The sequence below is a fragment of the Streptomyces sp. NPDC025793 genome (assembly GCF_055558375.1).
Genome location: NZ_JBVHMR010000001.1, coordinates 100,102 through 124,581 on the forward strand (window position 1 = coordinate 100,102; position 24,480 = coordinate 124,581).

A 24,480-nucleotide genomic window follows, 5' to 3' on the forward strand; every position below is an offset into this window, starting at 1 on the left:
ACTCACCGGCCCCCGCGGCGGTTGAGTCGAACAGGTACATCCCGCCGTAACGGTCTGGGGAACGTCCCGAACGGGAACGGGCGTTGTGCGAGGGGGAGCGGCGAGAGCGGCTCAGGGTGAGGAGAGCGGATGAGTCAGGAGATCACCGTCCACGGCACGGTCGCCGAGGGCTTCGAGGCGGTGCGCGAGGAGTTCGCCGCGTTCGTCGCCGGGGAACGGCGCGACTACGAGGGCCAGTTGTGCGCGTACGTGCACGGCAGGCGGGTCGTCGACCTGTGGGCGGGCGGCGAGGCGGACTCCCTGTACGGCGTGTACTCGTCCACCAAGGGTGCGGCACACCTGGTGGCGGCGCTCCTGGTGCAGGACGGCACGCTGGAGCTGGACCGCAAAGTGACCTACTACTGGCCGGAGTTCGCCGCCGAGGGCAAGGCCTCGGTGACCCTGCGGGAGCTGCTGGCGCACCGGGCGGGCCTGGTCGGGATCGACGCCGGGTTCTCGGCCGAGGAGATGGCGGACGACCGGGCGATGGCCGAACGGCTCGCCGACCAGAAGCCGTTCTGGCGCCCGGGCACGGCCTTCGGTTACCACGCGCTGGTGATCGGCGCGCTCACCGGCGAGGTGGTGCGCCGGGCCACGGGGCGCACGCTCCAGGAGGTGTACGAGGAGCGGGTGCGCGCCCCCTACGGCGCGGACTTCCACCTGGGCCTGCCCGAGTCCGAGGAACCCCGCTACCGCACCGCGCAGCCGATGCTCCCGACGCCGGAGCAGCAGGCGCTCATGGCGGCCCAGCCGGCCGGGCCGCACACCCTGGCCGCCATCGCGTTCAACCGGCATGTGCCGCGGCCGGGGACGCTGGAGGACTACGTCAACTCCCGTCTCGTACGGGCCAAGGGGCCGGCGTCGGCGGGCGGGGTCGCCTCCGCGCGCGGGCTCGCGACGATGTACGCGGCGGCGATCAGCGAGCTGGCGGACCGCCCGCCGCTGCTGAAGCCGGACACGGTCGCCGAGGTGGGCCAGATCCACTCCGTCGGGTACGACCTGGTGGCCCGCGCCCACAAGGCGTACGGCCTCGGTTTCCAGGCGACGGCCGACATGTGGCACCCGGTCCTGGGCGCGGGCACCTTCGGCCACAGCGGCGCGGGCGGCTCCCAGGCCTTCGCCGACCCCCGCAGTGGCCTGGCGTATGGCTACACGCGGCGCAGGACGGTCTTCCCGGGCGGCGCGGCCCCGGAGAACGAGGGCTTCGTGAGAGCGGTGCACGGCGCGGCACTGGCCCGCTGAGAGACACGGCAGCCGCACCCCACGTCCAGGGATGCGGCTGCCCTCGTGAGAACGACGGTGGTCAGGCCAGCGTCACGGTGACGTCGCCCCGGGTCGCCTTCGAGTACGGGCACACCTGGTGCGCCTTCTCTACCAGGCCCCGGGCCGCCTCGGCGGACACGTTCGGGATGTTCGCGGAGATCTCCACGATGATCCCGAACCCGTCGTCGTTCTTGCCGATGCCGACCTTCGCGGTGACCGTCGAGCCGGAGACGTCGGCGCCCTCCTGTCGGGCGACCACGGCCAGCGCGCCCTGGAAGCAGGCGCTGTAACCGGCGGCGAACAACTGCTCCGGGTTGGTCCCGGTCCCGCTGCCGCCCATCTCCTCGGGCGGGTTCACGACGACGTCGAGCTTGCCGTCGTCGGTCGCGACCCGGCCGTCGCGGCCGTTCTCGGCGGTGGCGACGGCGGTGTACAGGACGTCGTTCTGCGTGATGGGCATGCGGGTGTCCTCCTCCTCGGTCCGCCGCGACTCGCGCCCACGATCGACGGCAGATTTCGGAAAGAAGTTACCGCATGTCGAAATCGGCAGGGAAGGGCGGCCGGGGCCTCAGAGCTTGACGATCATCTTTCCGATGTTGTCGCCGCGCAGGACCCCGAGGAACGCCTCCAGGTTGTTCTCGATGCCCTCGGCGACCGTCTCGCGGTACTTCAGCTCGCCCGAGGCGACCCACGGCGCGACCTTCTGGACGAACTCGGGCTGCAGGTCGTAGTGGTCGCCGACCAGGAAGCCCTCGATGCGGCCCCGGGTCTGGATCAGCCGGGCGAGGTTCCTCGGGCCGGGGGCGGGCTCGGTGTTGTTGTAGACCGAGATCATGCCGCAGACGGCGATCCGGCCGCCCTCGCGGAGCGAGCCGATCGCTGCTTCCAGGTGCTCGCCGCCGACGTTGTCGAAGTAGACGTCGATGCCGTCGGGCGCGGCCTCGCGCAGCTGCTCGGCGACCGGGCCGTTCTTGTAGTTGAACGCCGCGTCGAAGCCGTACTCCTCGACCAGCAGCTTCACCTTCTCGTCCGAGCCGGCCGAGCCGATGACCCGGGAGGCGCCGAGCAGCTTGGCGAGCTGGCCGACCTCGCTGCCCACGGCACCCGCGGCGCCGGAGACGAAGACGATGTCGCCCTCCTTGAAGGAGGCGGTGCGCAGCAGACCGGCGTAGGCGGTCAGGCCGGTCATGCCGAGCACGCCGAGGTACGCCGACAGCGGCACCTCGTGGGCCTGGTCGTCGACCTCGACGGCCGGGATGACCGCCGGGCCCACCTTGACGGCGTTCTTCGCGTCCACGGCCGCGTACTCGCGCCAGCCGAAGAAGTGCAGGATGTGGTCGCCGACCTCGATGCCCTCGGCGTTGGACTCGATCACCTCGCCGACCGCGCCGCCCTGCATGACCTTGCCCAGCTCGAACGGGGCGGCGTACGACTTCGCGGCACTCATCCGGCCGCGCATGTACGGGTCCACGGAGAGGTACTTGTTCCGCACCAGCACCTGGCCCTCGCGGGGGGTCGGGACCTCGGTCTCGACCAGGGCGAAGTCCTCGGGCTTCGGCCAGCCGACGGGACGGCTGAGCAGGTGCCACTCGCGGTTGATCATGACGGGCCTTTCTTCGTGCTGCTGACGGGGGGTGCTGATTGCTGCAAATACTTCAGTACCTGAAACAACCATGCTCCTGAATATTTCATGATGTCAAGTAACGGAGTATCCTGGAGCGCATGTCCACTCCGTCGTCCGCCCCGTCCAGTCCCTTGAGGACCCGCCGCCCCGACGCCCTGACCCTGGAGGTCGTCGAGCTGATCGGCGACGTCGTGGCCCGCTTCTACGCGGACTACGAGAAGGCGGCGGGCGAGCACACGCTGACCGGCCCGCAGGCCCGGCTGCTCAGCCTGCTCTCGCTGGAGCCGCTGCCGATGCGCAAACTCGCGCAGAAGCTGAAGTGCGAGCCGTCCAACGTGACCGGGATCGTGGACCGCCTGGAGTCCCGGGGACTGGTCGAGCGGCGCCCCGACCCCGCCGACCGCCGGGTCAAGCTGGCCGCCGCCACCGACGAGGGCCTGCGCATGGCCAAGGACCTGCGCGAGGGCCTGCGCTTCGCCCGCGAACCCCTCGCCGGCCTCTCCGACGACGAGCGCCGCTCGCTGCGCGACCTGCTGCGGCGGATGCTGGACGACTGATGCCCGGGGCGTGATCCCGCGGGTAAGGTCTCGGCCATGCGTGATCTCGGGGTGGGATTCGGCCATCTGCTGCGGGGCCAGCGCTGGGTCGGCCGGCACGGCAGGCAGTACCGCTTCGGGCTGCTGCCCGGGCTGATCACCCTGGTCCTGTACGCGGCGGCGCTGGCCGCGCTCGCCGTGTGGGGCGAGGACGCCGTCACCTGGGCGACGCCGTTCGCGGACCACTGGCCCAGCCCCTGGCAAGGCCTGTTCCGCGGCTTCCTCACCGCCGTCCTCTTCGCCCTCGGCCTGCTGCTGGCCGTGCTCACCTTCACGGCCGTGACCCTGCTGGTCGGCCAGCCCTTCTACGAGAGCCTGTCGGAGAAGGCCGACGCGGACGTCTCGCCCGACGGCACCGCCCCGCGCTCGGACCTCCCGCTCTGGCGCGAGTTGTGGATCTCGGGCCGCGACAGCCTGCGCGTGCTGGTGCGGGCCGGGCTCTGGGGCGTCCTGCTCTTCGCGCTGGGCCTCCTGCCGTTCGTCGGCCAGACCGTGGTCCCCGTGCTCGGCTTCTTCGTCACCGGCTTCTTCCTCACCGAGGAACTGGCCGCCGTGGCCCTCCAGCGCCGGGGCGTGGAACTGCGCGCCCGGCTCGCCCTGCTCCGCTCCCGCAAGACCCTGGTCTGGGGCTTCGGCACCCCGCTCGGCCTGGCCTTCCTGGTCCCGTTCGCCGCGGTGTTCCTGATGCCGGGCGCGGTGGTGGGTGCGACGCTGCTGGCCCGGGACCTGCTGGGGGAGGAGACCGAGGAAGGCGGGGCGGGCGGGGCGGGCGGGGCGGGCACCGAAGGCCCCGCGCCCGACGGGCGCCCGCACCCACAGGGCGTCACCCCCTAGGGTCGCCAACCCGAACACCGTGGTGGTCGTCAATTCCGGCTCCCCGGTGGAACTGCCCTGGCGCGAGGACGCGGCCGCCGTCCTGCTGACCTGGTTCCCCGGCCAGGAGGGCGGCGCGGCCCTCGCCGACGTCCTCACCGGCGCCCACGAGCCCGGCGGTCGGCTCCCCACCACCTGGGGCTCCCTCGCCGACGCCCCGGTCACCCGGGTCGTCGCGGCCGACGGCCAACTGCCGTACACCGAGGGCGTGTTCATGGGCACCGCGCCTGGGAGCGGGCCGGCCGCATCCCGGCGTACCCCTTCGGGCACGGCCTCGGCTACACCGACTGGACCTACGAGTCCCTCGCGGCCGCCCCGCGGGCCGACGGCACCGTCACGGCGCGCGTCCGGCTGCGCAACACCGGCGAACGGCCCGGCCGCGAGGTCGTCCAGGTCTACGTCGCCCCGGCCGAGCCCGACCCCGAGCGCCCGGCCCGCTGGCTCGCCGGCTTCGCCTCCGTCCCGGCCGGACCCGGCGAGAGCGCCGAGGTGACGGTCACCCTCCCGCGCCGCGCCTTCGAGGTCTGGGACGAGAAGGCGAACGCGTGGGTGTTTGTGAAGGGTTCGTACGAGATCACCGCCGGACGCTCGATCGCGGACCACCGGCTCGCCGCGCCGATTAACGTCTGATCCGGGACAAGTCCCCCACATGCAGCCCCGGTCCGGGACCTGACCCCTGGACCGGGGCTCGTGGCGTCCGGGCGGGTGTGGCAGACTCCCGGCCCGCGAGAGACACCGGACACACCGGGTACGGGGGAGAGACGACGTGTATCCAGGCCAGCAGCAACCGGGGCCCTATGGGCAGCAACCGCCGGCAGGTCCGTACGGCCGGCAACCGCCCGCCGGGCCGTACGGCCGGCAACCGCAGTACCCGTACCCCCCGTACCAGCAGCCGCAGTACCAGCAGCCCTATGCTCCACAGCAGCCCTACGCTCCGCAGCAGCCGTATCCGCCGCAGCAGCCGTACCCGCCGCAGCAGCCGTATCCGCCGCAGCAACATGCCCCGGTGCACGGCCAGGAGGTCGGTGAGGGGCGCATGCGGCTGGATCCCGGCCTGACGCCCGCCCAGCGCGAGCTGACGCAGAAGATCCAGGCGAAGTCCAAGCCGATGGCCTACGGCATGGTCCTCGGCCTTCCGCTCACCTTCGGCGGCGTCCACTACGGCATCACACGGCAGCCCCTCGGATTCGTCGCCGCGCTCGTCGGACTGGGCCTGCTGGGCTTCGGCGTCTACTCGCTGCTGCAGATGCGGGCCCTCAAGCGGCAGCTGCGGCTCATCACGGCGGACGCCTGGCGCTCCCCGGCCGCGCACCTGCCCGGTGCCCGCAAGGCCGCGACCCAGGCCGCCTATCTCAACGGCGTGCTGGCGCTGCTGTCCCTGGCCGCGAGCGGCTACCTGCTCTACAAGGGCGTCGGCTGGGGCGCGTACGGCAACTCCTTCGGCTTCGGCGCGCTGGTGACCGCCGCCGCGCTGCCCTCCGGGATGGCGCTGGCGGCCGCGAGCACCATCCCGCAGCTGCTCCAGGTGATCCCGGCCGGCGCCAGGGTCGGCCGGAGCCTGTACTCGATCCTCTTCGCGCTGGCCACGACCGTGACGGTCGAGGGCATCAAGGGCCACGACGTCCCGCAGATCGCGGGCGGCGCGGTGGCCCTGCTCATCTGCGGCGGCGCCATGTCCCTGTTGGGCAAGGCGGCGAAGCGGATGCGGGGCGAACCGGTCTGACCCGGCCGCGTCCAGGGCCCGTCCTAGCGGACCGAGAAGGCGTACACCGTCTCCGACCTGAACACCTCGCCCGGCCGCAGCACCGTGCTCGGGAACTCCGGGCGGTTCGGGGAGTCCGGGAAGTGCTGGGTCTCCAGGGCGATGCCGGAGCCCGGGGCGAACGGCTCGGGCAGGTGGTCGGCGGTGTAGAGCTGGAGGCCCGGTTCGGTCGTGGAGAGGGTCAGGGTGCGGCCGGAGGCCGGGTCGTGCAGTTCGGCGGCCTCCTCCGCGGTCGCGGTCAGGCCCTTGTCCAGCACGAAGTTGTGGTCGTAGCCCGAGCCGCTCTCGCGGGCCTCGCGGAAGTCGAAACGGGTGCCGGTCACGTCCGCGAGGACACCCGTCGGGATCAGGTCCGCGTCGACCGGGGTGAAGCGGGAGGCGGCGATGCGCAGTTCGTGGCCGCCCGCGTGGCCGGCGTCCCGGCCGGCCAGGTTGACGTAGCCGTGGCTCGTGAGGTTGAGGACCGTCGGCGCGTCCGTCGTCGCCTCGTAGGCGAGGCGCAGGGCGCCGGACGCGTCCAGCGTGTACGTGACCGACACCGCCAGCCGGCCCGGGAAACCCTCCTCGCCGTGCGGGCTGACCCGGCTCAGCCGCAGGCCGTGCTCGACCGGCTCGGCGTCCCACACCCGCTTGTCGAAGCCGCGGGCGCCGCCGTGCAGGCAGTTGCGTCCGTCGTTCGGCTCCAGGGCGTGGACCGCGCCGTCCAGCGGGAAGCGGGCGTTCGCGATCCGGTTGGCGTACCGGCCGACCAGGGCGCCGAAGTACGGCTCCGGGTGGGCGAGATAGCCGTCCAGGGAGGAGAAGCCGAGGACCACGTTCGCCCGCAGGCCCTCGCGGTCCGGCACCTCCAGCGCGCGCACGATGCCGCCGTACGTCAGGATCTCGACGCGTGTTCCGGCGCGCTCCAGGGTCCAGCGGTGGACATCCGTGCCGTCGGAAAGTGTGCCGAAAAGTTCGCTCATGTGGGAAACCCTAGGTCAGGGCCGCTTCGCCGTCACAGTTCCGCCGTCACCGTGCGGTAGGCGATCTCGGCCAGCCGGGCCTGGCCGTCCTTGCTGGGGTGGAACCAGTCCCAGTGGCTGAGCTGGTCGGTGCCGAAGTCGTAGGCGTACACCGCGCCCCCGTCGAAGCGGCAGCGGCGGTCCTGGGCGCAGACGTCCTTCAGCACCTTGTTGTACTCCACCACCCGCTGCTGCACCTGGTCCCGGCGCCGGCCGGCCGAGCCGGTCAGGTCGTCCGCGTCGGACAGCATCGACGGGCAGATGCCGAGCTTCCACACCTGCCTGCCCAGCGGATTGGTCCGGCCCTCGGCCCACAGCCGCTTCAGGTTCGGCACACTCGCCACGTACACCTGTGTCTTCGGCGCCTCCTTGCGCAGCGTGCGCAGAGCCTCCTCGAAGTCCGCGCGGAAGTCGGCCACCGGGGTCATCGCCGACGTCGAGTCGCGGCAGGCGTCGTTCGCGCCCGCCATCACCGTGACCAACCCGGGGCTGTGCGCCGCCGCCTGGGTCATCTGCTCGGGCAGGTCCGCCATCCGGGCGCCGGTCACCGCGTAGTTCCAGCTGTTCCGGGCCGCGCCCGTCGCACCGAGCAGGCGCACCGCCAGGCTGTCCACCTGCGCGTCGCTGCCCGTCGCCCAGGACACCTCGGGGCAGTCCGACAGCACCGTGCACGCGTCGAAGCCGCGGGTGATGGAGTCGCCGACCGCGGCGATCGAGTCCGGGCTGCGGTTCCACAGCGGGGCGGACCTCGCGGCGCGCGCCTTGGTGGCGTCCGGCGCGGGTGTGCCGCCGCCGGCGTCGCAACCGGCGACTCCCAGCGCGGCCACCGCCACGACGGCGAGAGCGGCTCGCGTACGGCTGCTCGGCTTGCCCATCCCCTGCTGATCCCCTCGTCGTCGGCGCCCGGTGCCACTCCGGTCGTCGTAGGTGCTTCCTCCCCTCACAACGTGCGAGGGTTCCCGGGTCGGGCGCCCTGGAACGGCGCACCCCCGTACAAGCGTCCCCCTGGGTGAATGGCGGGGGTTTCCTGGCACCGGGACCGACGGTACGTCACACTCCTTGCGCCGCCGCAGGGTAGCCTCGCCATCAACGCGGCCGTCGCCCCACTGCCGCCCGCCAGTCCGCAAGATGTCCCGCTCTGTCCGGAGGTTCCGGTGACGACACGTGGAGTTCTGTACGTGCACTCCGCGCCGCGCGCGCTGTGCCCGCATGTCGAGTGGGCCGTCGCCGGGGTACTCGGCACGCGCGTCAACCTCGACTGGATCCGGCAGCCCGCGGCCCCCGGCACCTGGCGCTCGGAGTTCTCCTGGCAGGGCGAGGCCGGTACGGCGTCCAAGCTCGCCTCGGCCCTGCGCGGCTGGCACCTGCTCCGCTTCGAGGTCACCGCCGAGCCCTGCCCCACCGCCGAGGGCGAGCGCTACAGCTGCACCCCCGACCTCGGCATCTTCCACGCCGTCACCGGCATCCACGGCGACATCCTCATCCCCGAGGACCGGCTGCGCGCCGCCCTCCAGCGCAGCCAGCGCGGCGAGACCGACCTGGAGGCCGAAGTGTCCAAGCTGCTGGGCAAACCGTGGGACGACGAGCTGGAGCCGTTCCGGTACGCGGGCGAGGGCGCGCCGGTGCGCTGGCTGCACCAGGTGGTGTGAGCGGTCGCCGTCGCCCGCACGGGGACGGGAAAGGGCCCCTGCCGGTCGGCAGGGGCCCTTCGCGCAGGTGTCTCAGACGGTCCTGAAGGCCAGCACCACGTTGTGGCCGCCGAAGCCGAACGAGTCGTTCAGCGCGGCGATCCGGCCCTCGGGCAGCGGGCGGGCCTCGCCGCGGACGATGTCCGCGTTGACCTCGGGGTCGACGTTGTCGAGGTTGATCGTCGGCGGTGCCGTGCGGTTCACGAGCGCCAGGATCGACGCGACGGTCTCGATGCCGCCCGCGCCACCGAGCAGGTGACCGGTCATCGACTTGGTCGCGGAGATCGCCATGTGGTCGACGTCGTCGCCGAACACCTTGCGCAGCGCCTTGATCTCGGCCACGTCGCCCTGCGGCGTCGAGGTGGCGTGCGCGTTCACGTGCACGATCTCGGCCGGCTTCAGGTCGGTGTTGTCCATCAGGTTCTGCAGCGCGTGCGCGATGCCGTCGCCGGACGGCTCGGGCTGCGTGATGTGGTGGGCGTCGGCGGAGATGCCCTGGCCGACCGCCTCGACGTAGATCCGGGCGCCGCGGGCCTTCGCGTGCTCCTCGGACTCCAGGACGATCGCGCCGGCGCCCTCGCCGAGCACGAAGCCGCTGCGGTCGGCGTCGTAGGGACGCGAGGCGCCCTGCGGGTCGTCGTTGTTCTTGCTCATCGCCATCATGTTGCCGAACGCGGCGATGGGCAGCGGGTGGATGGCGGCCTCGGTACCACCGGCCACGACCACGTCCGCACGCCCGGTGCGGATCATCTCGATCGCGTACCCGATGGCCTCCGCGCCCGAGGCGCAGGCCGAGACCGGGGTGTGCACACCGGCGCGGGCACCCAGCTCGATACCGACGTTGGCCGCCGGGGAGTTGGGCATCAGCATCGGCACGGTGTGCGGGGAGACGCGGCGTACGCCCTTCTCCTTGAGGATGTCGTACTGGTCCAGGAGCGTCGTCACGCCGCCGATGCCGGAGGCGATGACCGCGCCCAGACGGTCGGGGTTCACGGACGCGTCCTCACCGGCCCTGGCGGTGAAACCGGCGTCCTTCCAGGCCTCCTGAGCCGCGACCAGCGCGAACTGCGCGGACCGGTCCAGCTTGCGGGCCTGCGGCCGGGGGATGATCTCGCCCGGCTCGACGGCGATCTGCGCGGCGATCTTGACCGGCAGCTCGGCCGCCCACTCCTGCTCCAGCAGGCTGACGCCGGACGTGCCGGCGACGAGGGCGTCCCAGAACGACGCCGCGGTGCCACCCAGCGGTGTGGTTGCGCCGATACCGGTGACGACCACGGTGCGATTGGTCGGGCTCACGGGAATTCTTTCTCCAAGCGGATGGGGATTCTACGGCGAAACACCGCCGGGTGGCGGGGCCTAGCGGGGAGGCTGAGGGGTGGCTCAGCCCTGGTGCTTGAGGATGTAGTCGGTCGCGTCGCCGACGGTCTTGAGGTTCTTGACGTCCTCGTCGGGGATCTTGACGTCGAAGCGCTCCTCGGCGGCGACGACGACCTCGACCATGGACAGCGAGTCGACGTCCAGGTCGTCGGTGAAGGACTTGTCCAGCTGGACGTCCTCAACCGGGATGCCGGCGATCTCGTTCACGATGTCGGCGAGACCGGCGACGATCTCTTCCTGAGTGGCGGCCATGTTGGCGCTCCTTCTTCGATGTTCAGACGGTTTGTGGCAGTTGTCCCCCTGCCGGACCAGGTGATCCGGCACGGAGTGCCTAGGGGAGGGTAACGACCGTGGCGGCGTAGACGAGACCCGCCCCGAATCCGATGACGAGCGCGGTGTCGCCGCTCTTCGCCTCCCCGGTCGCCAGGAGCCGCTCCATCGCGAGCGGAATCGAGGCGGCCGAGGTGTTGCCGGTGGTGCGGATGTCACGGGCGACCGTGACGTGCTCCGGCAGTTTGAGGGTCTTCACCATCGAGTCGATGATCCGCACGTTGGCCTGGTGCGGGATGAAGACGTCCAGGTCGTCCGGGGTGATCCCGGCCGCGTCCAGCGCCTGCTGGGCGACCTTCGCCATCTCGAACACGGCCCAGCGGAACACCGCCTGGCCCTCCTGCGTGATCGCGGGGAACTTGACGTTGCCCTCGCTGTCCAGCGGCAGCTCGGAGACGTCGCCGATCCGGAAGCGGTCCCAGGCCACGGTCTGCTTGATGGTCTCCGACTTGTCGCCCTCGGAACCCCACACCGTCGGGCCGATGGCCGGCTCCTTCGAGGGGCCGACGACGACCGCGCCGGCGCCGTCGCCGAACAGGAAGGCCGTGGCCCGGTCCTCCAGGTCGGTCAGGTCGCTGAGCCGCTCCACGCCGATGACGAGCACGTACTCGGCGGAACCCTCCACCACCATGCCCTTGGCGAGCGTGAGGCCGTAGCCGAAGCCCGCGCAGCCGGCCGAGATGTCGAAGGCGGCGGCCTTGTTCGTGCCCAGCGTGTCCGCGATCTCGGTGGCGATGGCCGGGGTCTGCTTGAAGTGCGAGACGGTCGAGACGACCACGGCGCCGATCTGCTCGGCGGAGATGCCGGCGTCCGCGATCGCCTTGCCGGCGGCCTCGACGGACATCGCGGCCACGGTCTCCTCGGGACCGGCCCAGTGCCGGGTCTGGATGCCGGAGCGCGAGCGGATCCACTCGTCGGACGAGTCGATCTTCTCCAGGATCACCTCGTTGGGCACCACCCGGGTCGGGCGGTAGCCGCCGACACCGAGGATGCGCGCATAGGGGGCGCCCTGGCTGGGCTTGATCTTCGCCATCTACGGCTCCTTAGGCGCCGGCGCCGGCGTGCTCAGCGATGAGCGCGCGGGCCGCTTCGAGGTCGTCGGGGGTCTTCAGGGCGAGCGTCTTCACACCGGGCAGGGCGCGCTTGGCCAGGCCGGTCAGCGTGCCGCCCGGGCACACCTCGAGCAGCGCGGTGACGCCCAGCTCCTTGAAGGTCTCCATGCACTGGTCCCAGCGCACGGGGTTGGCGACCTGGCCGGCCAGCCGCTCCAGGACCTCGGCGCCGTTGCCGACCGTCCTGCCGTCCTTGTTGGAGACGTAGGCGACCTTCGGGTCGGCCGGCGTCAGCTCCGCGATGGCCTTCTCCAGCGTCTCGACGGCCGGGGCCATGTGACGGGTGTGGAAGGCGCCGGCGACCTTCAGCGCGACGACCTTGCGGACGCCCTCGGGCTTGTCCTCGGCCAGCGCGGCCAGCTGCTCCAGCGTTCCCGCCGCGACGATCTGGCCCGCGCCGTTGATGTTCGCCGGGGTCAGCCCCAGCTTCTCCAGGTGCGGGACGGTCACCTCGGGGTCGCCGCCGAGCAGCGCCGACATGCCGGTCTCGGTGATCGCGGCGGCGTCGGCCATCGCCAGACCCCGCCGGCGGACCAGACGCAGCGCGTCGGTGTCGTCCAGGACCCCGGCGAAGGCGGCCGCGGTGATCTCACCGACGCTGTGGCCCGCGACCGCACCCGGCGCGACCTCGGAGATGTCACCGAGTGCCGCGGCGGACAGCAGGCCGGCGGCGACCAGCAGCGGCTGGGCCACGGCCGTGTCACGGATGGCGTCGGCGTCGGCCCCGGTGCCGTAGTGGACCAGGTCCAGGTCGATGGCGTCCGACCAGGCGGCGACGCGGTCCTTGGCGCCGGGCAGTTCGAGCCAGGGGGTCAGGAAGCCGGGCGTCTGGGCGCCCTGGCCGGGAGCGACGAGTACGAGCACTCTCACACTCTCTCTTGGGGACGGCCGGGGCCGCCCGTGGGGACAGGGACGAAGAACACGGGGGCGTTTTGTGGGCCCCCGACAAAACCCTATGTCTGAGGTTCGCCGTCGACCAGACGCCCCAGGATGAGCGCGATCCGCAGCGTGAAGGCGGATCGTACATCCGAGGGTGACCAGCCGGTGACGTCAGTCACACGTCGGAGCCGGTAGCGCACGGTGTTCGGGTGAACGAAGAGCATCCGGGCCGCGCCCTCCAGACTGCTCGCCTGCTCCAGGTAGACACTCAGGGTCTCCAGGAGCGCGGAGCCCGCTTCCTCCAACGGTCTGTAGATCTCCTCCACCAGCTGCTCGCGGGCGCTCGGATCGCCCGCGATGGCCCGCTCCGGCAGGAGATCGTCCGCCAGTACCGGCCGCGGCGCGTCCTGCCAGGCGGAACACGCCTTCAGCCCGGCGGCGGCGGCCTGCGCGGACCGGGTGGCGGCCAGCAGATCCGGTACGACGGGCCCGGCGACGACCGGTCCGGCGGCGAACGGGCCGATCAGCGACTTGGCGACGGCGAGCGGATTGTCGCTGCCGCCCGCGATGACGACGAGCCGGTCCCCGAGCACCCCGGTGAGCACCTGGAGCTTGGCGTGCCGGGCGGCCCGCCGGATGGCCTCCACGGTCAGCTCGCTGTCCCCGTCGGGCGCGGTCCCGAGGACGAGGCACACATGCTCGGGCGAGTTCCAGCCGAGCGCGGCCGCCCGGCTGACGGCCCCCTCGTCGGCCTCCCCGCTGAGCACGGCGTTCACGACCAGCGACTCCAGCCGCGCGTCCCAGGCACCGCGTGCCTCGGCGGCCTGGGCGTACACCTGGGCGGTGGCGAAGGCGATCTCGCGGGCGTACACGAGCAGTGCCTCGCGCAGCACCCGCTCGTCGCCGGGAGCGGCCACCTCGTCGATGGCGCTCTCCATGACCTCGATCGTGGTCCGCACCATCTCCACGGTCTGGCGCAGCGTGATGGCCCGGGTCAGCTCCCGCGGCGCGGTCCCGAAGACGTCGGTGGAGATCGCCTGCGGGGCGTCCGGGTACCGGAACCACTCGGTGAAGGCGGCGATCCCCGCCTGGGCCACGAGCCCGATCCAGGAACGGTTCTCCGGTGGCATCGCCCGGTACCACGGCAGCGTCTCGTCCATCCGCGCGATGGCCTGCGCGGCGAGCGATCCGGAGGACTTCTCCAGCCGCTTCAGCGTCGCGGAGTGCGGGTGGACGGCGGGTGCGCGGTGATCGGCGCGGGAATCCGCGTGGGGATCGCTGCTGCGGGATTCGGGTTCGGGCACGGGGACAAGACTGCCTTATCCGGACGACCCCGTGCGCCGCAGGGTAGGAGGCAGGTGAGAGGCCGGAGACGCGGCGGGGCTACCGTGGTGCCCGTGATGGAGGTACGGCGCGCCGCTGAGCGCTATCGCGGAGGGGACCCGCAGGCCGGGACAGACACCTGGCACGCCTTCTCCTTCGGCCCGCACTACGACCCCGCCAACCTGCGCTTCGGCGCCGTGATCGCCTGCAACGAGGAGCACCTCGCGCCCGGCGCCGGCTTCGACGAACACCCGCACAGCCACACCGAGATCGTCACCTGGGTGATCGAGGGCGAGCTGACCCACCGCGACTCCGCGGGCCACGAGACGACGGTCCGCCCCGGCGACGTGCAGCACCTCGGCGCCGCGGCGGGCGTCCGCCACGTGGAACGCAACGACGGCGCGGCCCCGCTGGTCTTCCTCCAGATGTGGCTGGCGCCGAGGGAGCCGGGCGGCGACCCCTCGTACACCATCGTCCCCGGCATCGCCGACTCCACGCCCTACGCCCTCCCGGCGGCCGGCGCCATGCTCCACGTCCGCCGCCTGGCCCCGGGGGAGCGGACGGCGGTCCCGGACGGTGCGTACGTCTACGTCCATGTGATCCGGGGCACGGTCCGGCTGGCGGAAGAGGAGCTGGCGGCGGGCGACTCGGCCCGGATCACCGGCGCGCAGGGCCTGGCGGCGGTGGGGACGACGGAGGCGGAGCTGCTGGTGTGGGAAATGGCGGGGTGAGGCCCGGCTCAGCCGCGCAGTTCCGCCAGCACCGCGTCCGTGAACACCGGCCACGCCTCGATCGCCCAGGGCCCGAACGCGCGGTCCGCGAGGGCGACCGCCGCCACCCCCGCATCCGGGTCGATCCACAGGAACGTACCCGCCTGGCCGAAGTGACCGAAGGTCCGCGGGGACGACGAACTTCCCGTCCAGTGCGGTGACTTGGCGTCGCGGATCTCGAAGCCCAGCCCCCAGTCGTTCGGGTTCTGGTGGCCGTAGCCCGGCAGGACGCCCTTCGTCCCCGGGTACTGCACCGTCATCGCCTGCGCCACCGTCCGCGGATCCAGCAGCCGGGGCGCCTGCACCTCCGCCGCGAACCGCAGCAGGTCCGCGACCGTGGACACCCCGTCCTTGGCGGGCGAGCCCGCCAGCGACGTCGACGTCATCCCCAGCGGCTCCAGCACCGCCTGCCGCAGATACTCGGCGAACGGAATGTCCGTCGCCTTGGCGATGTGGTCGCCGAGCTGCTCGAAACCGGCGTTGGAGTACAGCCGCCGCTCCCCGGCCGGCGCCGTCACCCGGTGCTCGTCGAAGGCCAGTCCGGAGGTGTGCGCGAGCAGGTGCCGCACGGTCGCACCGGGCGGACCGGCCGGCTCGTCCAGCTCGATCGCGCCCTCCTCGTACGCCACGAGCGCCGCGTAGGCCGCCAGCGGCTTGGTGACCGAGGCGAGCGGAAAGCGGTGCTCGACGGGTCCGTGCGTCCCGAGGACGGTCCCGTCGGCCCGTACGACACCCGCCGCGGCGGTGGGCACGGGCCAGTTCTCGATCGACGCGAGGCTCTTCAGCGACATGGGGAACGACATGGGGGCGAGCCTATGCGGCTCACAGGCGCAGCCGCATCGACGGGTCCGGGTCACGCGTGAAGCCGAGGGAGGCGTACAGCGGCTCGGCCTGCGGGGAGGCGTTGAGCAGCACGTGCCCGGCGCCCCGCGCGCGGAACCAGGCCAGCAGCTCCTCCATGCACGCGCGCGCGTATCCGCGCCGCCGGGCGTCCGGATCGGTCGCCACGCTGAAGACGTACCCGACGCGACCGTGCGGGTTGCCGGCCTTCCCGATGCGGTACTCCAGCGTCCCGGCCACCAGCGCGGCCAGCGCCCCCGGCCGGTCGGGGTGGTCCACGACGAAGGCCGCGAAGTCCCCGTCCTCCTCGGCCAGTCGCGCGCGCAGCGTCGGCAGGGACGCCGTGTGCCAGTCGGTCGATCCGTCAGGTCCCGCGATCGGCAGCGCGTCCAGCATGACCTGGCGCAGCCGCAGCACTTCCACGGCGTCCTCGGGCAGGGCCCGGCGTACAAGACTCATGCGGCGCACGCTAGCCAACCGCCCCGCTGTGCGTCCCTGGTATTTCTTACCGGGTTCCGCTTGCCTGGAGTGCACTCGAAGGCCATAGCGTGGGGCCATGACGGTGATGCAGACCAAGCCGGCGGACCCCGCACGCACGGCCCCCGCAGACATCTGCTCCGCCCCACCGAGACGCCATCCGCGCCCCGACGGCGAGGACCGCTACACGATCAGCGAGGTCGTCGCGTTCACCGGGCTGACCGCGCACACCCTGCGCTGGTACGAGCGGATCGGGCTGATGCCGCACGTCGACCGCTCCCACACCGGCCAGCGCCGCTACAGCAACCGCGACCTGGACTGGCTGGACTTCGTGACCAAGCTGCGGCTGACGGGCATGCCGGTGGCGGACATGGTGCGGTACGCGGAGCTGGTGCGGGAGGGCGAGAGCACCTACGCCGAGCGCCAGGAACTGCTGGAGTCGACCCGCAGGGACGTCCTGACCCGCATCGCGGAACTGCACGACACCCTGTCCGTCCTGGACCGCAAGATCAGCTTCTACGCGGCGGGCAAGTGATCCCCCAGAGCTGATCCCCGAGGTCTGATCCCCTACAGCTCGGCCAGCAACTCGGCCTTCTTGGAGGAGAATTCCTCGTCGGTGACCAGCCCGGCCTGATGCAGCTCCCCGAGATGCCGGATCCGCTCGGCGATGTCGGCGGGGTCCCGCCGCGCCGGGGCCGGCAGCGCGGGTACCGGCCCCCTCGTGCGCACGGCCGCCAGGACCGCCGCGGCGAACGGCAGCGACTCGTGCACCGGGCCGTACCCCAGCCCGAAGACCACGGCCGCCGGGTCCTGGTCGGCCTGCACCGCCGGGGCCGCCGAGTCGGCCGAGCGCCTGATCAGCCGCAGATGCCCCTCGAAGACCTCCGGCGAGCGCCACTGCACCCCGCTGAGGTCGGTGACCGGAAAGCTCTGGTCGCCCGCCTTCCACTTCGCCGAGGACGCGCCCGTCCAGGACCAGCGGAACTGCACGGCCGTCCCGTCGAAGGAGGCCTTCGCGTCGTACGCCTTGAAGTGCAGCGGCGCCTCGGGCGCGGGCACCATGTGGCGGTCGACCGGCCCGGAACCGGTCAGCAGCCCCTTCAGCTCGTCCGCGTAGTACTCGGCGAGCGTCTCCCGCTCGGCCGGCAGCACCAGCCGGTACGGATCGGAGCCGTCCTTGAGCTGCCCGTCGGCCGCCTCCAGCAGCGGATCGGCGCCGGCGCGCGGCAGCAGCCGCAGGACGACGGTGCCGCGCTTGCCCGGGGTGAGGCTCACGTCCTCGACCGCGGACAGCGGGATGCGCCGTTCGCCGAGCGCCTGGAACAGCTTCGGTGTTCGAATCCCCCGTTCGTAACGGATGAGCACGGAGTCGGACTCGAACTCCCAGACGGCATGAAATCCCGCCAGTACGTCACCCATGCGGCTCATCGTATGCGGCACGTGCTCCTCCGTCGCCACCCGCGCAGACCGCACTTCCTGCTGTTTCTACGCGCGTCCGGCCGTAGCCGTGCCGGGCGCACCGGCCCGGCACGCGTCGTTGTCCCGGGCGCACGTCACCGCGGCGTACGCGCCGACGCCGACGTCGGCGAGATTGCTCAGGCTGTCCGTGCCCGGCTGGAAATAGCCGGCGTGGCCCTGGGCGTCCCGGGCCGACAGCACACGCGCGCCGAACGCCGAGGACACCGGGTCGGCACCGTGCCCGAGCCCGCCCAACTCCAGGTACGGCACGTCCTGGATCCAGTCGGTGGCGTCCCGCATCGCCCACACCCGGGCGCCGGTGCGCAGATGAGAGGCCTCGGAGACCCGCATGCCGGGGCTCGCGGCCACCGCTATGTCGGACACCCGGCGGGGCATGTCGTGCGCGGCGACCCCGCAGACCACCGTGCCGTAGCTGTGGCAGATCGTCGTCACCGGCGCCGTGCCCGGCAGGGCCTCCAGCAGGGAGTTCAGCCGCAGGGCCCCCTCCGCGGCGCGCAGGCCGGTGGCCGCGTCCACGCCGAGCCCGTCGGGCGCGGTGTAGTCGGCCCAGGCGATCACGGCCGTGCGGGTGCCGGGGCTCGCCTTGCGCTCCTGCGCGTACAGCGCCGTGGCCATGCCGACCGGCGCGGTGTACGGCCGGTTCGTCTTCTGGAAGGTGAGCAGGTCGGTGTCGACGCCGGGGACGACGACCGAGATCCGCTGGGCCCGGTCCAGGTTTCCGAACACCTCGGCGATCCGGCCCGTGCCCTCGGGGTCGAAGGAGAGGATCTGCCGGCCGGGCGTGAGCAGGGACTCGTAGCGGTGCATACGACGGCCCGCGTCCTGGTGCCCGGCCGTGCTGAGCCGGCCGTCGTGCATGCGCTTCTGCTCGACCTCGCGGGCCTGCTCCAGCGCGATGCGGTTGGCGCGGTAGCGCAAGGTGACCGGGGCGCCGTTCATGTTGCCGACCGCGAGCGGATAGCGGTGGGCGAGGCGGCTCTGGTCCGCGGGGGAGAGGGACGCGAAGAAGCGGGTGAGGCGCGCCGGGTCGCCCTCGGGGTCCGGCAGGTGGTGGCCGTGCAGCCGGCCGTGCTCCCACGTGGCGAGCGAGGCCTGAAGGGCCGTCGACTCACGGTGGCTGCGCAGGGCGGTCCAGCCGGTGGTCGCGAGCATCACGAACACCACGGCCAGCGCCAGCAGTGCGCGCCAGACGTTCAGTTGCGGGGAGGTGTCGAAGGAAGTCACTGGGAGGACACACTAGGAGAACGGGACGGTCTCGCGGTAACCGAGTGACAGGTATCACGTTTCGTCGAAGATCGAACGCCCTGTCAGTCCGGTCGACGAGCCCCGCCCGCACGCCAGTTGCCGGTGAGCGCCGGACCCACCTGATCCAGGTAGGACGCGGTGAGTTGACGGATCGACTCCAGGCTGAAGTCCTCGCCCGTGCACCACTGCCGCTCGGTGACCCTTATCACCCCGCCGAACACGGCCACCGCCAGCCTCGGCCGGGGGTCGGCGTCCGGGTCGACGCCCTCGCGCTCGGCCAGCAGCCGCGCGACCGCCTCCTCGGTCGCGGCCGAGCGGCGCAGGTGCGCGGCGAGCAGCGCCGGCGTCGACTCGATCGTGCGGTACATGCGCAGGTACAACTCGACCGGCACCGCCGACTCGACCGTCTCGCGGATCGCGTCCCAGCCCTCCAGCACCGCCTGGCGCAGCGCCTCCATCGGGGACTCGTGCGCGGGGCGCGCCCGCACGCACGCCAGGAAGTGCTGTTCGGTCATGTCCTGCACCGCGAACGCCGCGTCCTCCTTGCCGGCGAAGTACCGGAAGAAGGTGCGCTGCGAGACGTCGACGGCCTCGGCGATCTCGTCGACGGTGGTGTGCTCGTACCCCTGGGTCGTGAACAGTTCGAGGGCGGCTCGCAGCAGCGACTCCCGGGTGCGCTGTTTCTTGCGTTCGCGCAGAGTTTTCACACGTGTCAGTTACTGTCATGTGAAATCGTTTGTCAACTGTCAGCAGCTGTCACTAGCCTCGAACGTATGACTAGTCAGACCACCATCGACGCCTCGGGGGCGGGGGACGGGGCGCCGGCGGCCCCGTTCGAGGCGCCCCCTCCCGCGGGGCTGCGCGGCCATCCGTGGTTCACCCTCATCACCGTCGCCGTCGGGGTCATGATGGTGGCCCTCGACGGCACCATCGTGGCCATCGCGAACCCCGCGATCCAGAAGGACCTCAAGGCGAGCTTCGCCGACGTCCAGTGGATCACCAACGGATACTTCCTCGCCCTCGCGGTCTCCCTGATCACCGCGGGCAAGCTCGGCGACCGCTTCGGGCACCGCCAGACCTTCCTGATAGGCGTGACCGGCTTCGCCGCCGCCTCCGGCGCCATCGGCCTGTCGAACAGCATCGCCGCCGTCGTCACCTTCCGCGTCTTCCAGGGCCTGTTCGGCGCCCTGCTGATGCCGGCCGCGCTCGGCCTGCTGCGGGCCACCTTCCCGGCCGAGAAGCTCAACATGGCGATCGGCATCTGGGGCATGGTGATCGGCGCGTCCACCGCGGGCGGCCCGATCCTCGGCGGCGTCCTCGTCGAGCGCGTCAGCTGGCAGTCCGTGTTCTTCATCAACGTGCCGGTCGGTGCCGTCGCCCTGGTCCTCGGCCTGCTGATCCTGCTCGACCACCGCGCCGAGAACGCCCCGCGCTCCTTCGACATCCTCGGCATCGGGCTGCTCTCCGGCGCCATGTTCTGCCTGGTCTGGGCGCTCATCAAGGCCCCGACGTGGGGCTGGGGCGACGGGAAGACCTGGGCGTTCATCGCCGCCTCGGTGCTGCTCTTCGCGCTCTTCTCGGTCTGGGAGACGAGGGTCGCGGAGCCGCTGATCCCCCTCGGCCTGTTCCGCTCGGTCCCGCTCTCGGCCGGCGTGGTCCTCATGGTCCTGATGGCCATCGCCTTCATGGGCGGCCTGTTCTTCGTGACGTTCTACCTCCAGAACGTGCACGGACTGACCCCGATCAAGGCCGGTCTGCACCTGCTGCCGCTCACCGGCATGATGATCGTCGGCTCGCCGCTGGCCGGTGCCGCGATCACCAAGCTCGGCCCGCGCATCCCGCTGGCCGGCGGCATGACCGCGACCGCCGTCGCCATGTACGGCATGTCGACGCTCAAGGCCGACACCGGCAGCGGCGTCATGTCGATCTGGTTCGCGCTGCTCGGCTTCGGCCTCGCGCCGGTCATGGTCGGCGCCACCGAGGTCATCGTCGGCAACGCCCCCATGGAGCTGTCCGGTGTCGCGGGCGGCCTCCAGCAGGCGGCCATGCAGATCGGCGGCAGCCTCGGTACGGCCGTGCTCGGCGCCGTGATGGCCTCCAAGGTCGACAGCGACCTGGCGGGCAACTGGACGGGGGCGGGGCTGCCGAAGCTGACCCCGGCCCAGCTGGGCCAGGCCTCCGAGGCGGTCCAGGTCGGTGTGGCGCCGCTGCCCAAGGGCACGCCGGAGCCGGTCGCCGCGAAGATCACCGAGGTCGCGCACCACACGTTCATCTCCGGCATGAGCCTCGCCTCCCTGGTCGCGGCGGGCGTGGCGGCGGTCGCCATCCTCGTCGCGCTGCTCACCAAGCGGGGCGTGAACGCCGAGGCGGGCGCGGGCGTGGGTCACATCTGACGCCGATCCGGGCGGAGTTCACCTATCAGGGTGACGCCGCTCAAGATCCCTCGCACCGGGCGCGCGCCGCAGGTCACAGTGGGTCAAGTCCTCCGCAGGGCATGGGAGGACGGCCGGGCCACGGCGCGCGCTGCGGAGGGGGCAGTGCGCGCCGGCCTGCGGCGCTTGGGCCGGGCGGCAACCGGTGTGGTGCCACTTCGCCGTTGCCGGGCGCGGGTCCGTGGTGGTCACTCGCGCAGTTCCCGCGCCCCTTCAGGGCGCTCGGCTGCAGCCTGCCAAGGGGCCCGGGGAACTGCGCGACCAGCCACGAACCACCGGTACCCGGCAACGGCGAAGCGATCCCTCCCCGGTCGCCGTCGGCCAAAGCCGAGCGCAGCGCTACGCGTCGCCGCCCGCCGCGCCCGGATGTGCCGCGGAGACATCCAGCAACTGGTACCGGTCGATGGCCTGCTTCAGCGCGGAGCGGTCGACCTTGCCCTCCCGGGCAAGCTCGGTCAGGACCGCCACCACGATCGACTGGGCGTCGATGTGGAAGAAGCGCCGCGCCGCGCCCCGGGTGTCGGCGAAGCCGAAGCCGTCCGCGCCCAGCGACTGGTACGTGCCCGGCACCCACCGCGCGATCTGGTCCGGAACCGAGCGCATCCAGTCGGACACGGCCACGAACGGCCCCTCGGCGCCGCCGAGTTTGCGCGTCACGTACGGCACGCGCTGCTCCTCCTCCGGGTGCAGCAGGTTGTGCTCCTCGCAGGCCACGGCCTCGCGGCGCAGCTCGTTCCAGGAGGTGGCCGACCAGACGTCGGCCTTCACGTTCCAGTCCTCGGCGAGGATCCTCTGCGCCTCCAGCGCCCACGGCACCGCCACGCCCGACGCCATGATCTGCGCCGGGATCGAGCCCGCCGTGGCCGGGCCGATCCTGTGGACGCCCTTGAGGATGCCCTCGACGTCCACGTCGGCCGGTTCGGCCGGGTGCTGGATGGGCTCGTTGTAGACGGTCAGGTAGTAGAAGACGTCCTCGCCGTGCGGGTGTTCGGCGTCGCCGCCGTACATCCGGCGCAGGCCGTCCTGCACGATGTGCGCGATCTCGTACGCGTACGCCGGGTCGTAGGCCACGCACGCCGGGTTGGTCGAGGCGAGCAACTGCGAGTGTCCGTCGGCGTGTTGGAGGCCCTCACCGGTCAGGGTCGTACGGCCCGCGGTCGCGCCCAGTACGAAACCGCGCGCCAACTGGTCAGCCATCTGCCAGAACTGGTCGCCGGTGCGCTGGAAACCGAACATCGAGTAGAAGACGTAGACCGGGATCAGCGGCTCGCCGTGCGTGGCGTAGGCCGAGCCCGCCGCGATCAGCGACGCCGTGCAGCCCGCCTCGGAGATGCCGTCGTGCAGCATCTGGCCGGTCGGCGACTCCTTGTAGGCGAGCAGCAGTTCACGGTCCACCGACTCGTACTGCTGGCCCAGCGGGTTGTAGATCTTCGCGCTCGGGAAGAAGGAGTCCATGCCGAACGTGCGGTACTCGTCCGGCGCGATCAGCACGAAGCGCCGGCCGATCTCCTTGTCCCGCATGAGGTCCTTGAGGAGCCGGACGAACGCCATCGTCGTCGCGATGGACTGCTGGCCCGTGCCCTTCTTCACCGTCGCGTACGTCTTGTCGTCCGGCAGCGGCAGCGGCTTCGAGCGCACGACGCGCGTCGGGACGTACCCGCCGCACTGCTTGCGCATGTCGTGCATGTACTGGATCTCGTCGGTGTCCCTGCCCGGGTGGTAGTACGGCGGCGGGCCCGACTCCAGCCGCTGGTCCGTGATCGGCAGGTGCAGGCGGTCCCGGAAGCGCTTGAGGTCGTCGACCGTCAGCTTCTTCATCTGGTGCGTGGCGTTGCGTCCCTCGAAGTTGGGGCCCAGCGTCCAGCCCTTGATCGTCTTGGCCAGGATGACCGTCGGCTGGCCCTTGTGCTCCTTGGCCGCCGTGAACGCCGCGTAGATCTTGCGGTGGTCGTGGCCGCCGCGGCCCAGGTGCAGGATCTGGTCGTCGGTCATGTTCTCGACCATGGCGCGCAGCCGGTGGTCGTCGCCGAAGAAGTGGTCCCGGATGTAGGCGCCCGACTCCGTGGCGTACGTCTGGAACTGGCCGTCCGGGGTGTTGTTCATCTTGTTGACGAGGATGCCGTCCCGGTCCTGCGCGAGCAGCGGGTCCCAGGTGCGGTCCCAGATCAGCTTGATCACGTTCCACCCGGCGCCCCGGAAGATCGACTCCAGCTCCTGGATGATCTTGCCGTTGCCGCGCACCGGACCGTCGAGGCGCTGGAGGTTGCAGTTGACCACGAAGGTCAGGTTGTCCAGGCCCTCGCGGGCGGCGATGGACAGCTGGCCGAGCGACTCCGGCTCGTCCATCTCGCCGTCGCCGAGGAACGCCCACACATGGGAGCCGGAGGTGTCGGCGATGCCGCGCGCCTCCATGTAGCGGTTCATCCGGGCCTGGAAGATCGCCCCGAGCGGGCCGAGGCCCATGGAGACCGTCGGGAACTCCCAGAAGTCCGGCATCGAGCGCGGGTGGGGGTAGCTGGACAGGCCGTTCGGGTACTTCGACTTCTCCTGGCGGAAGCCGTCGAGCTGGTCCTCGGTGAGCCGGTCGAGCAGGTACGCGCGCGCGTAGATGCCGGGGGAGGCGTGGCCCTGGAAGAAGACCTGGTCGCCGCCCCTGCCGTCGTCCTTGCCGCGGAAGAAGTGGTTGAAGCCGACGTCGTACAGCGAGGCGGAGGAGGCGAAGGTGGCGATGTGGCCGCCGACCCCGATGCCGGGGCGCTGGGCGCGTGAGACCATCACGGCCGCGTTCCAGCGGGTCGCGTTGAGGATCCTGCGCTCGATCTCCTCGTTGCCCGGGAAGAACGGCTCGCTCTTGGTCGGGATCGTGTTGACGTAGTCCGTGCTGCGCATCTCGGGCACGGCCACGCGCTTCTCGCGGGCCCGCTCGATCAGGCGGAGCATGAGATAGCGGGCCCGCTCCCGGCCGCGTTCGTCCACGGCGGCGTCGAGGGAGTCGAGCCACTCCTGGGTCTCTTCGGGATCGAAGTCAGGGACCTGACTCGGAAGGCCGCCAATGATGATCGGGTTGCGATCGGATCCGGAAGGCACGCTGTTCCTTACCTGTCAGAGGGCCGTTTTTCTGCTGTTTCCTGCGGTTTCCTGCTTGTCCGCACCTGCCTGCGCCGTTCCCCATCGTCTACCTCGGGGCGGCGTACGTCATCTCCGCCAGTGATTTCCGTTGGTGGAGGAGGCTTCGTAAAACAGGCAAATGTGTGTGATTTGGGTCACTCTGGATCGGGGTGCGGTGCCAGAAGTTGCGGTGACAAGGTCGGGATCGTCACCGTTTCGGCGGTCCGGAGGGCCGGGTACTTGCGCGATCCGCCCCGCACGT

The 24,480-nt window shown here is 71.6% G+C and carries 23 protein-coding genes and 1 pseudogene; 9 read left to right on the forward strand and 15 right to left on the reverse strand.

The genetic code is table 11. The annotated features are described in order from the left end of the window. Window positions 1-129 precede the first annotated feature (129 nt). The gene (locus ACZ4MF_RS00480; protein WP_467488410.1) at window positions 130-1,281 is read left to right on the forward strand and encodes a serine hydrolase domain-containing protein; all 1,152 of its coding nucleotides are present in this window, start codon (window positions 130-132) and stop codon (window positions 1,279-1,281) included. Between the two features lie 61 nt (window positions 1,282-1,342). On the opposite strand, the gene ACZ4MF_RS00485 is transcribed toward ACZ4MF_RS00480, so the two are convergent. Next, window positions 1,343-1,762 (reverse strand): organic hydroperoxide resistance protein, encoded by a 420-nt coding sequence (locus ACZ4MF_RS00485; RefSeq protein WP_467488412.1) that lies wholly within the window; start codon window positions 1,760-1,762, stop codon window positions 1,343-1,345. A 108-nt stretch (window positions 1,763-1,870) separates the two neighbouring features. Further along, window positions 1,871-2,905, reverse strand: a complete 1,035-nt coding sequence (locus ACZ4MF_RS00490; protein WP_467488414.1) for an NADP-dependent oxidoreductase — start codon at window positions 2,903-2,905, stop codon at window positions 1,871-1,873. Between the two features lie 119 nt (window positions 2,906-3,024). On the opposite strand from ACZ4MF_RS00490, the gene ACZ4MF_RS00495 reads away from it, so the two are divergent. The 4 genes and pseudogenes from ACZ4MF_RS00495 (at window position 3,025) to ACZ4MF_RS00510 (ending at window position 6,118) form a co-directional block, all read left to right on the forward strand. After that, on the forward strand, window positions 3,025-3,483 hold the full coding sequence (locus ACZ4MF_RS00495) for a MarR family winged helix-turn-helix transcriptional regulator (RefSeq protein ID WP_356031291.1): 459 nt from the start codon (window positions 3,025-3,027) through the stop codon (window positions 3,481-3,483). Between the two features lie 36 nt (window positions 3,484-3,519). Beyond that, window positions 3,520-4,356, forward strand: coding sequence for an EI24 domain-containing protein (locus ACZ4MF_RS00500; RefSeq protein WP_467488416.1), 837 nt, complete (start codon window positions 3,520-3,522; stop codon window positions 4,354-4,356). Window positions 4,357-4,360: 4 nt separating this feature from the next. Further along, window positions 4,361-5,025: pseudogene (locus ACZ4MF_RS00505) on the forward strand (glycoside hydrolase family 3 C-terminal domain-containing protein); the annotation flags it as partial. 376 nt (window positions 5,026-5,401) lie between these two features. Next, window positions 5,402-6,118: a hypothetical protein gene (locus ACZ4MF_RS00510; protein WP_467488418.1), complete on the forward strand. Its 717-nt coding sequence runs from the start codon at window positions 5,402-5,404 to the stop codon at window positions 6,116-6,118. A 23-nt stretch (window positions 6,119-6,141) separates the two neighbouring features. On the opposite strand, the gene ACZ4MF_RS00515 is transcribed toward ACZ4MF_RS00510, so the two are convergent. Both ACZ4MF_RS00515 and ACZ4MF_RS00520 read right to left on the reverse strand, forming a co-directional pair. Further along, window positions 6,142-7,119 carry an aldose epimerase family protein gene (locus ACZ4MF_RS00515; RefSeq protein WP_467488420.1) on the reverse strand — a complete coding sequence of 326 codons (978 nt, stop codon included), beginning with the start codon at window positions 7,117-7,119 and terminating at the stop codon, window positions 6,142-6,144. A 32-nt stretch (window positions 7,120-7,151) separates the two neighbouring features. Continuing rightward, the gene (locus tag ACZ4MF_RS00520) at window positions 7,152-8,033 is read right to left on the reverse strand and encodes an SGNH/GDSL hydrolase family protein (protein ID WP_467488422.1); all 882 of its coding nucleotides are present in this window, start codon (window positions 8,031-8,033) and stop codon (window positions 7,152-7,154) included. 279 nt (window positions 8,034-8,312) lie between these two features. On the opposite strand from ACZ4MF_RS00520, the gene ACZ4MF_RS00525 reads away from it, so the two are divergent. Next, window positions 8,313-8,807, forward strand: coding sequence for a DUF3145 domain-containing protein (locus tag ACZ4MF_RS00525; protein WP_356031276.1), 495 nt, complete (start codon window positions 8,313-8,315; stop codon window positions 8,805-8,807). Between the two features lie 72 nt (window positions 8,808-8,879). Here the strand turns inward: ACZ4MF_RS00525 and fabF are convergent, their stop codons facing one another. The 5 genes from fabF to ACZ4MF_RS00550 form a co-directional block, all read right to left on the reverse strand. Beyond that, complete coding sequence (fabF, locus tag ACZ4MF_RS00530; RefSeq protein WP_467488425.1) at window positions 8,880-10,142, reverse strand: beta-ketoacyl-ACP synthase II; 1,263 nt, start codon at window positions 10,140-10,142, stop codon at window positions 8,880-8,882. A gap of 84 nt (window positions 10,143-10,226) precedes the next feature. Beyond that, the gene (locus ACZ4MF_RS00535) at window positions 10,227-10,475 is read right to left on the reverse strand and encodes an acyl carrier protein (protein WP_004001566.1); all 249 of its coding nucleotides are present in this window, start codon (window positions 10,473-10,475) and stop codon (window positions 10,227-10,229) included. A gap of 79 nt (window positions 10,476-10,554) precedes the next feature. Beyond that, on the reverse strand, window positions 10,555-11,586 hold the full coding sequence (locus tag ACZ4MF_RS00540) for a beta-ketoacyl-ACP synthase 3 (RefSeq protein ID WP_467488427.1): 1,032 nt from the start codon (window positions 11,584-11,586) through the stop codon (window positions 10,555-10,557). A gap of 10 nt (window positions 11,587-11,596) precedes the next feature. After that, on the reverse strand, window positions 11,597-12,529 hold the full coding sequence (locus tag ACZ4MF_RS00545) for an ACP S-malonyltransferase (protein ID WP_467488429.1): 933 nt from the start codon (window positions 12,527-12,529) through the stop codon (window positions 11,597-11,599). Window positions 12,530-12,618: 89 nt separating this feature from the next. After that, window positions 12,619-13,848 carry a PucR family transcriptional regulator gene (locus ACZ4MF_RS00550; RefSeq protein ID WP_467488431.1) on the reverse strand — a complete coding sequence of 410 codons (1,230 nt, stop codon included), beginning with the start codon at window positions 13,846-13,848 and terminating at the stop codon, window positions 12,619-12,621. A 96-nt stretch (window positions 13,849-13,944) separates the two neighbouring features. Between ACZ4MF_RS00550 and ACZ4MF_RS00555 the strand changes: the two genes are divergently transcribed. Continuing rightward, a complete protein-coding gene (locus ACZ4MF_RS00555; protein ID WP_467489448.1) occupies window positions 13,945-14,598 on the forward strand; it encodes a pirin family protein in 654 nt (217 codons plus the stop codon). 8 nt (window positions 14,599-14,606) lie between these two features. Here the strand turns inward: ACZ4MF_RS00555 and ACZ4MF_RS00560 are convergent, their stop codons facing one another. Beyond that, entirely contained in the window at window positions 14,607-15,428 is an 822-nt protein-coding gene (locus ACZ4MF_RS00560; protein ID WP_356031416.1) for a serine hydrolase domain-containing protein, read from the reverse strand. 31 nt (window positions 15,429-15,459) lie between these two features. Further along, a complete protein-coding gene (locus ACZ4MF_RS00565; protein ID WP_467488433.1) occupies window positions 15,460-15,936 on the reverse strand; it encodes a GNAT family N-acetyltransferase in 477 nt (158 codons plus the stop codon). A 97-nt stretch (window positions 15,937-16,033) separates the two neighbouring features. On the opposite strand from ACZ4MF_RS00565, the gene ACZ4MF_RS00570 reads away from it, so the two are divergent. Further along, a complete protein-coding gene (locus ACZ4MF_RS00570; RefSeq protein WP_467488435.1) occupies window positions 16,034-16,489 on the forward strand; it encodes a MerR family transcriptional regulator in 456 nt (151 codons plus the stop codon). A 32-nt stretch (window positions 16,490-16,521) separates the two neighbouring features. Here ACZ4MF_RS00570 and ACZ4MF_RS00575 read toward each other — a convergent pair whose 3' ends face one another. The 3 genes from ACZ4MF_RS00575 to ACZ4MF_RS00585 form a co-directional block, all read right to left on the reverse strand. After that, window positions 16,522-17,373 carry a DUF4429 domain-containing protein gene (locus ACZ4MF_RS00575; RefSeq protein ID WP_467488437.1) on the reverse strand — a complete coding sequence of 284 codons (852 nt, stop codon included), beginning with the start codon at window positions 17,371-17,373 and terminating at the stop codon, window positions 16,522-16,524. Between the two features lie 66 nt (window positions 17,374-17,439). Then, window positions 17,440-18,657: an alpha/beta hydrolase gene (locus ACZ4MF_RS00580; protein ID WP_467488441.1), complete on the reverse strand. Its 1,218-nt coding sequence runs from the start codon at window positions 18,655-18,657 to the stop codon at window positions 17,440-17,442. 83 nt (window positions 18,658-18,740) lie between these two features. Beyond that, complete coding sequence (locus ACZ4MF_RS00585) at window positions 18,741-19,385, reverse strand: TetR family transcriptional regulator (RefSeq protein WP_467488443.1); 645 nt, start codon at window positions 19,383-19,385, stop codon at window positions 18,741-18,743. 66 nt (window positions 19,386-19,451) lie between these two features. On the opposite strand from ACZ4MF_RS00585, the gene ACZ4MF_RS00590 reads away from it, so the two are divergent. Continuing rightward, a complete protein-coding gene (locus ACZ4MF_RS00590) occupies window positions 19,452-21,071 on the forward strand; it encodes an MFS transporter (RefSeq protein ID WP_467488445.1) in 1,620 nt (539 codons plus the stop codon). Between the two features lie 378 nt (window positions 21,072-21,449). On the opposite strand, the gene aceE is transcribed toward ACZ4MF_RS00590, so the two are convergent. Further along, window positions 21,450-24,197, reverse strand: coding sequence for a pyruvate dehydrogenase (acetyl-transferring), homodimeric type (gene aceE, locus ACZ4MF_RS00595; protein ID WP_467488447.1), 2,748 nt, complete (start codon window positions 24,195-24,197; stop codon window positions 21,450-21,452). Window positions 24,198-24,480: the final 283 nt, after the last annotated feature.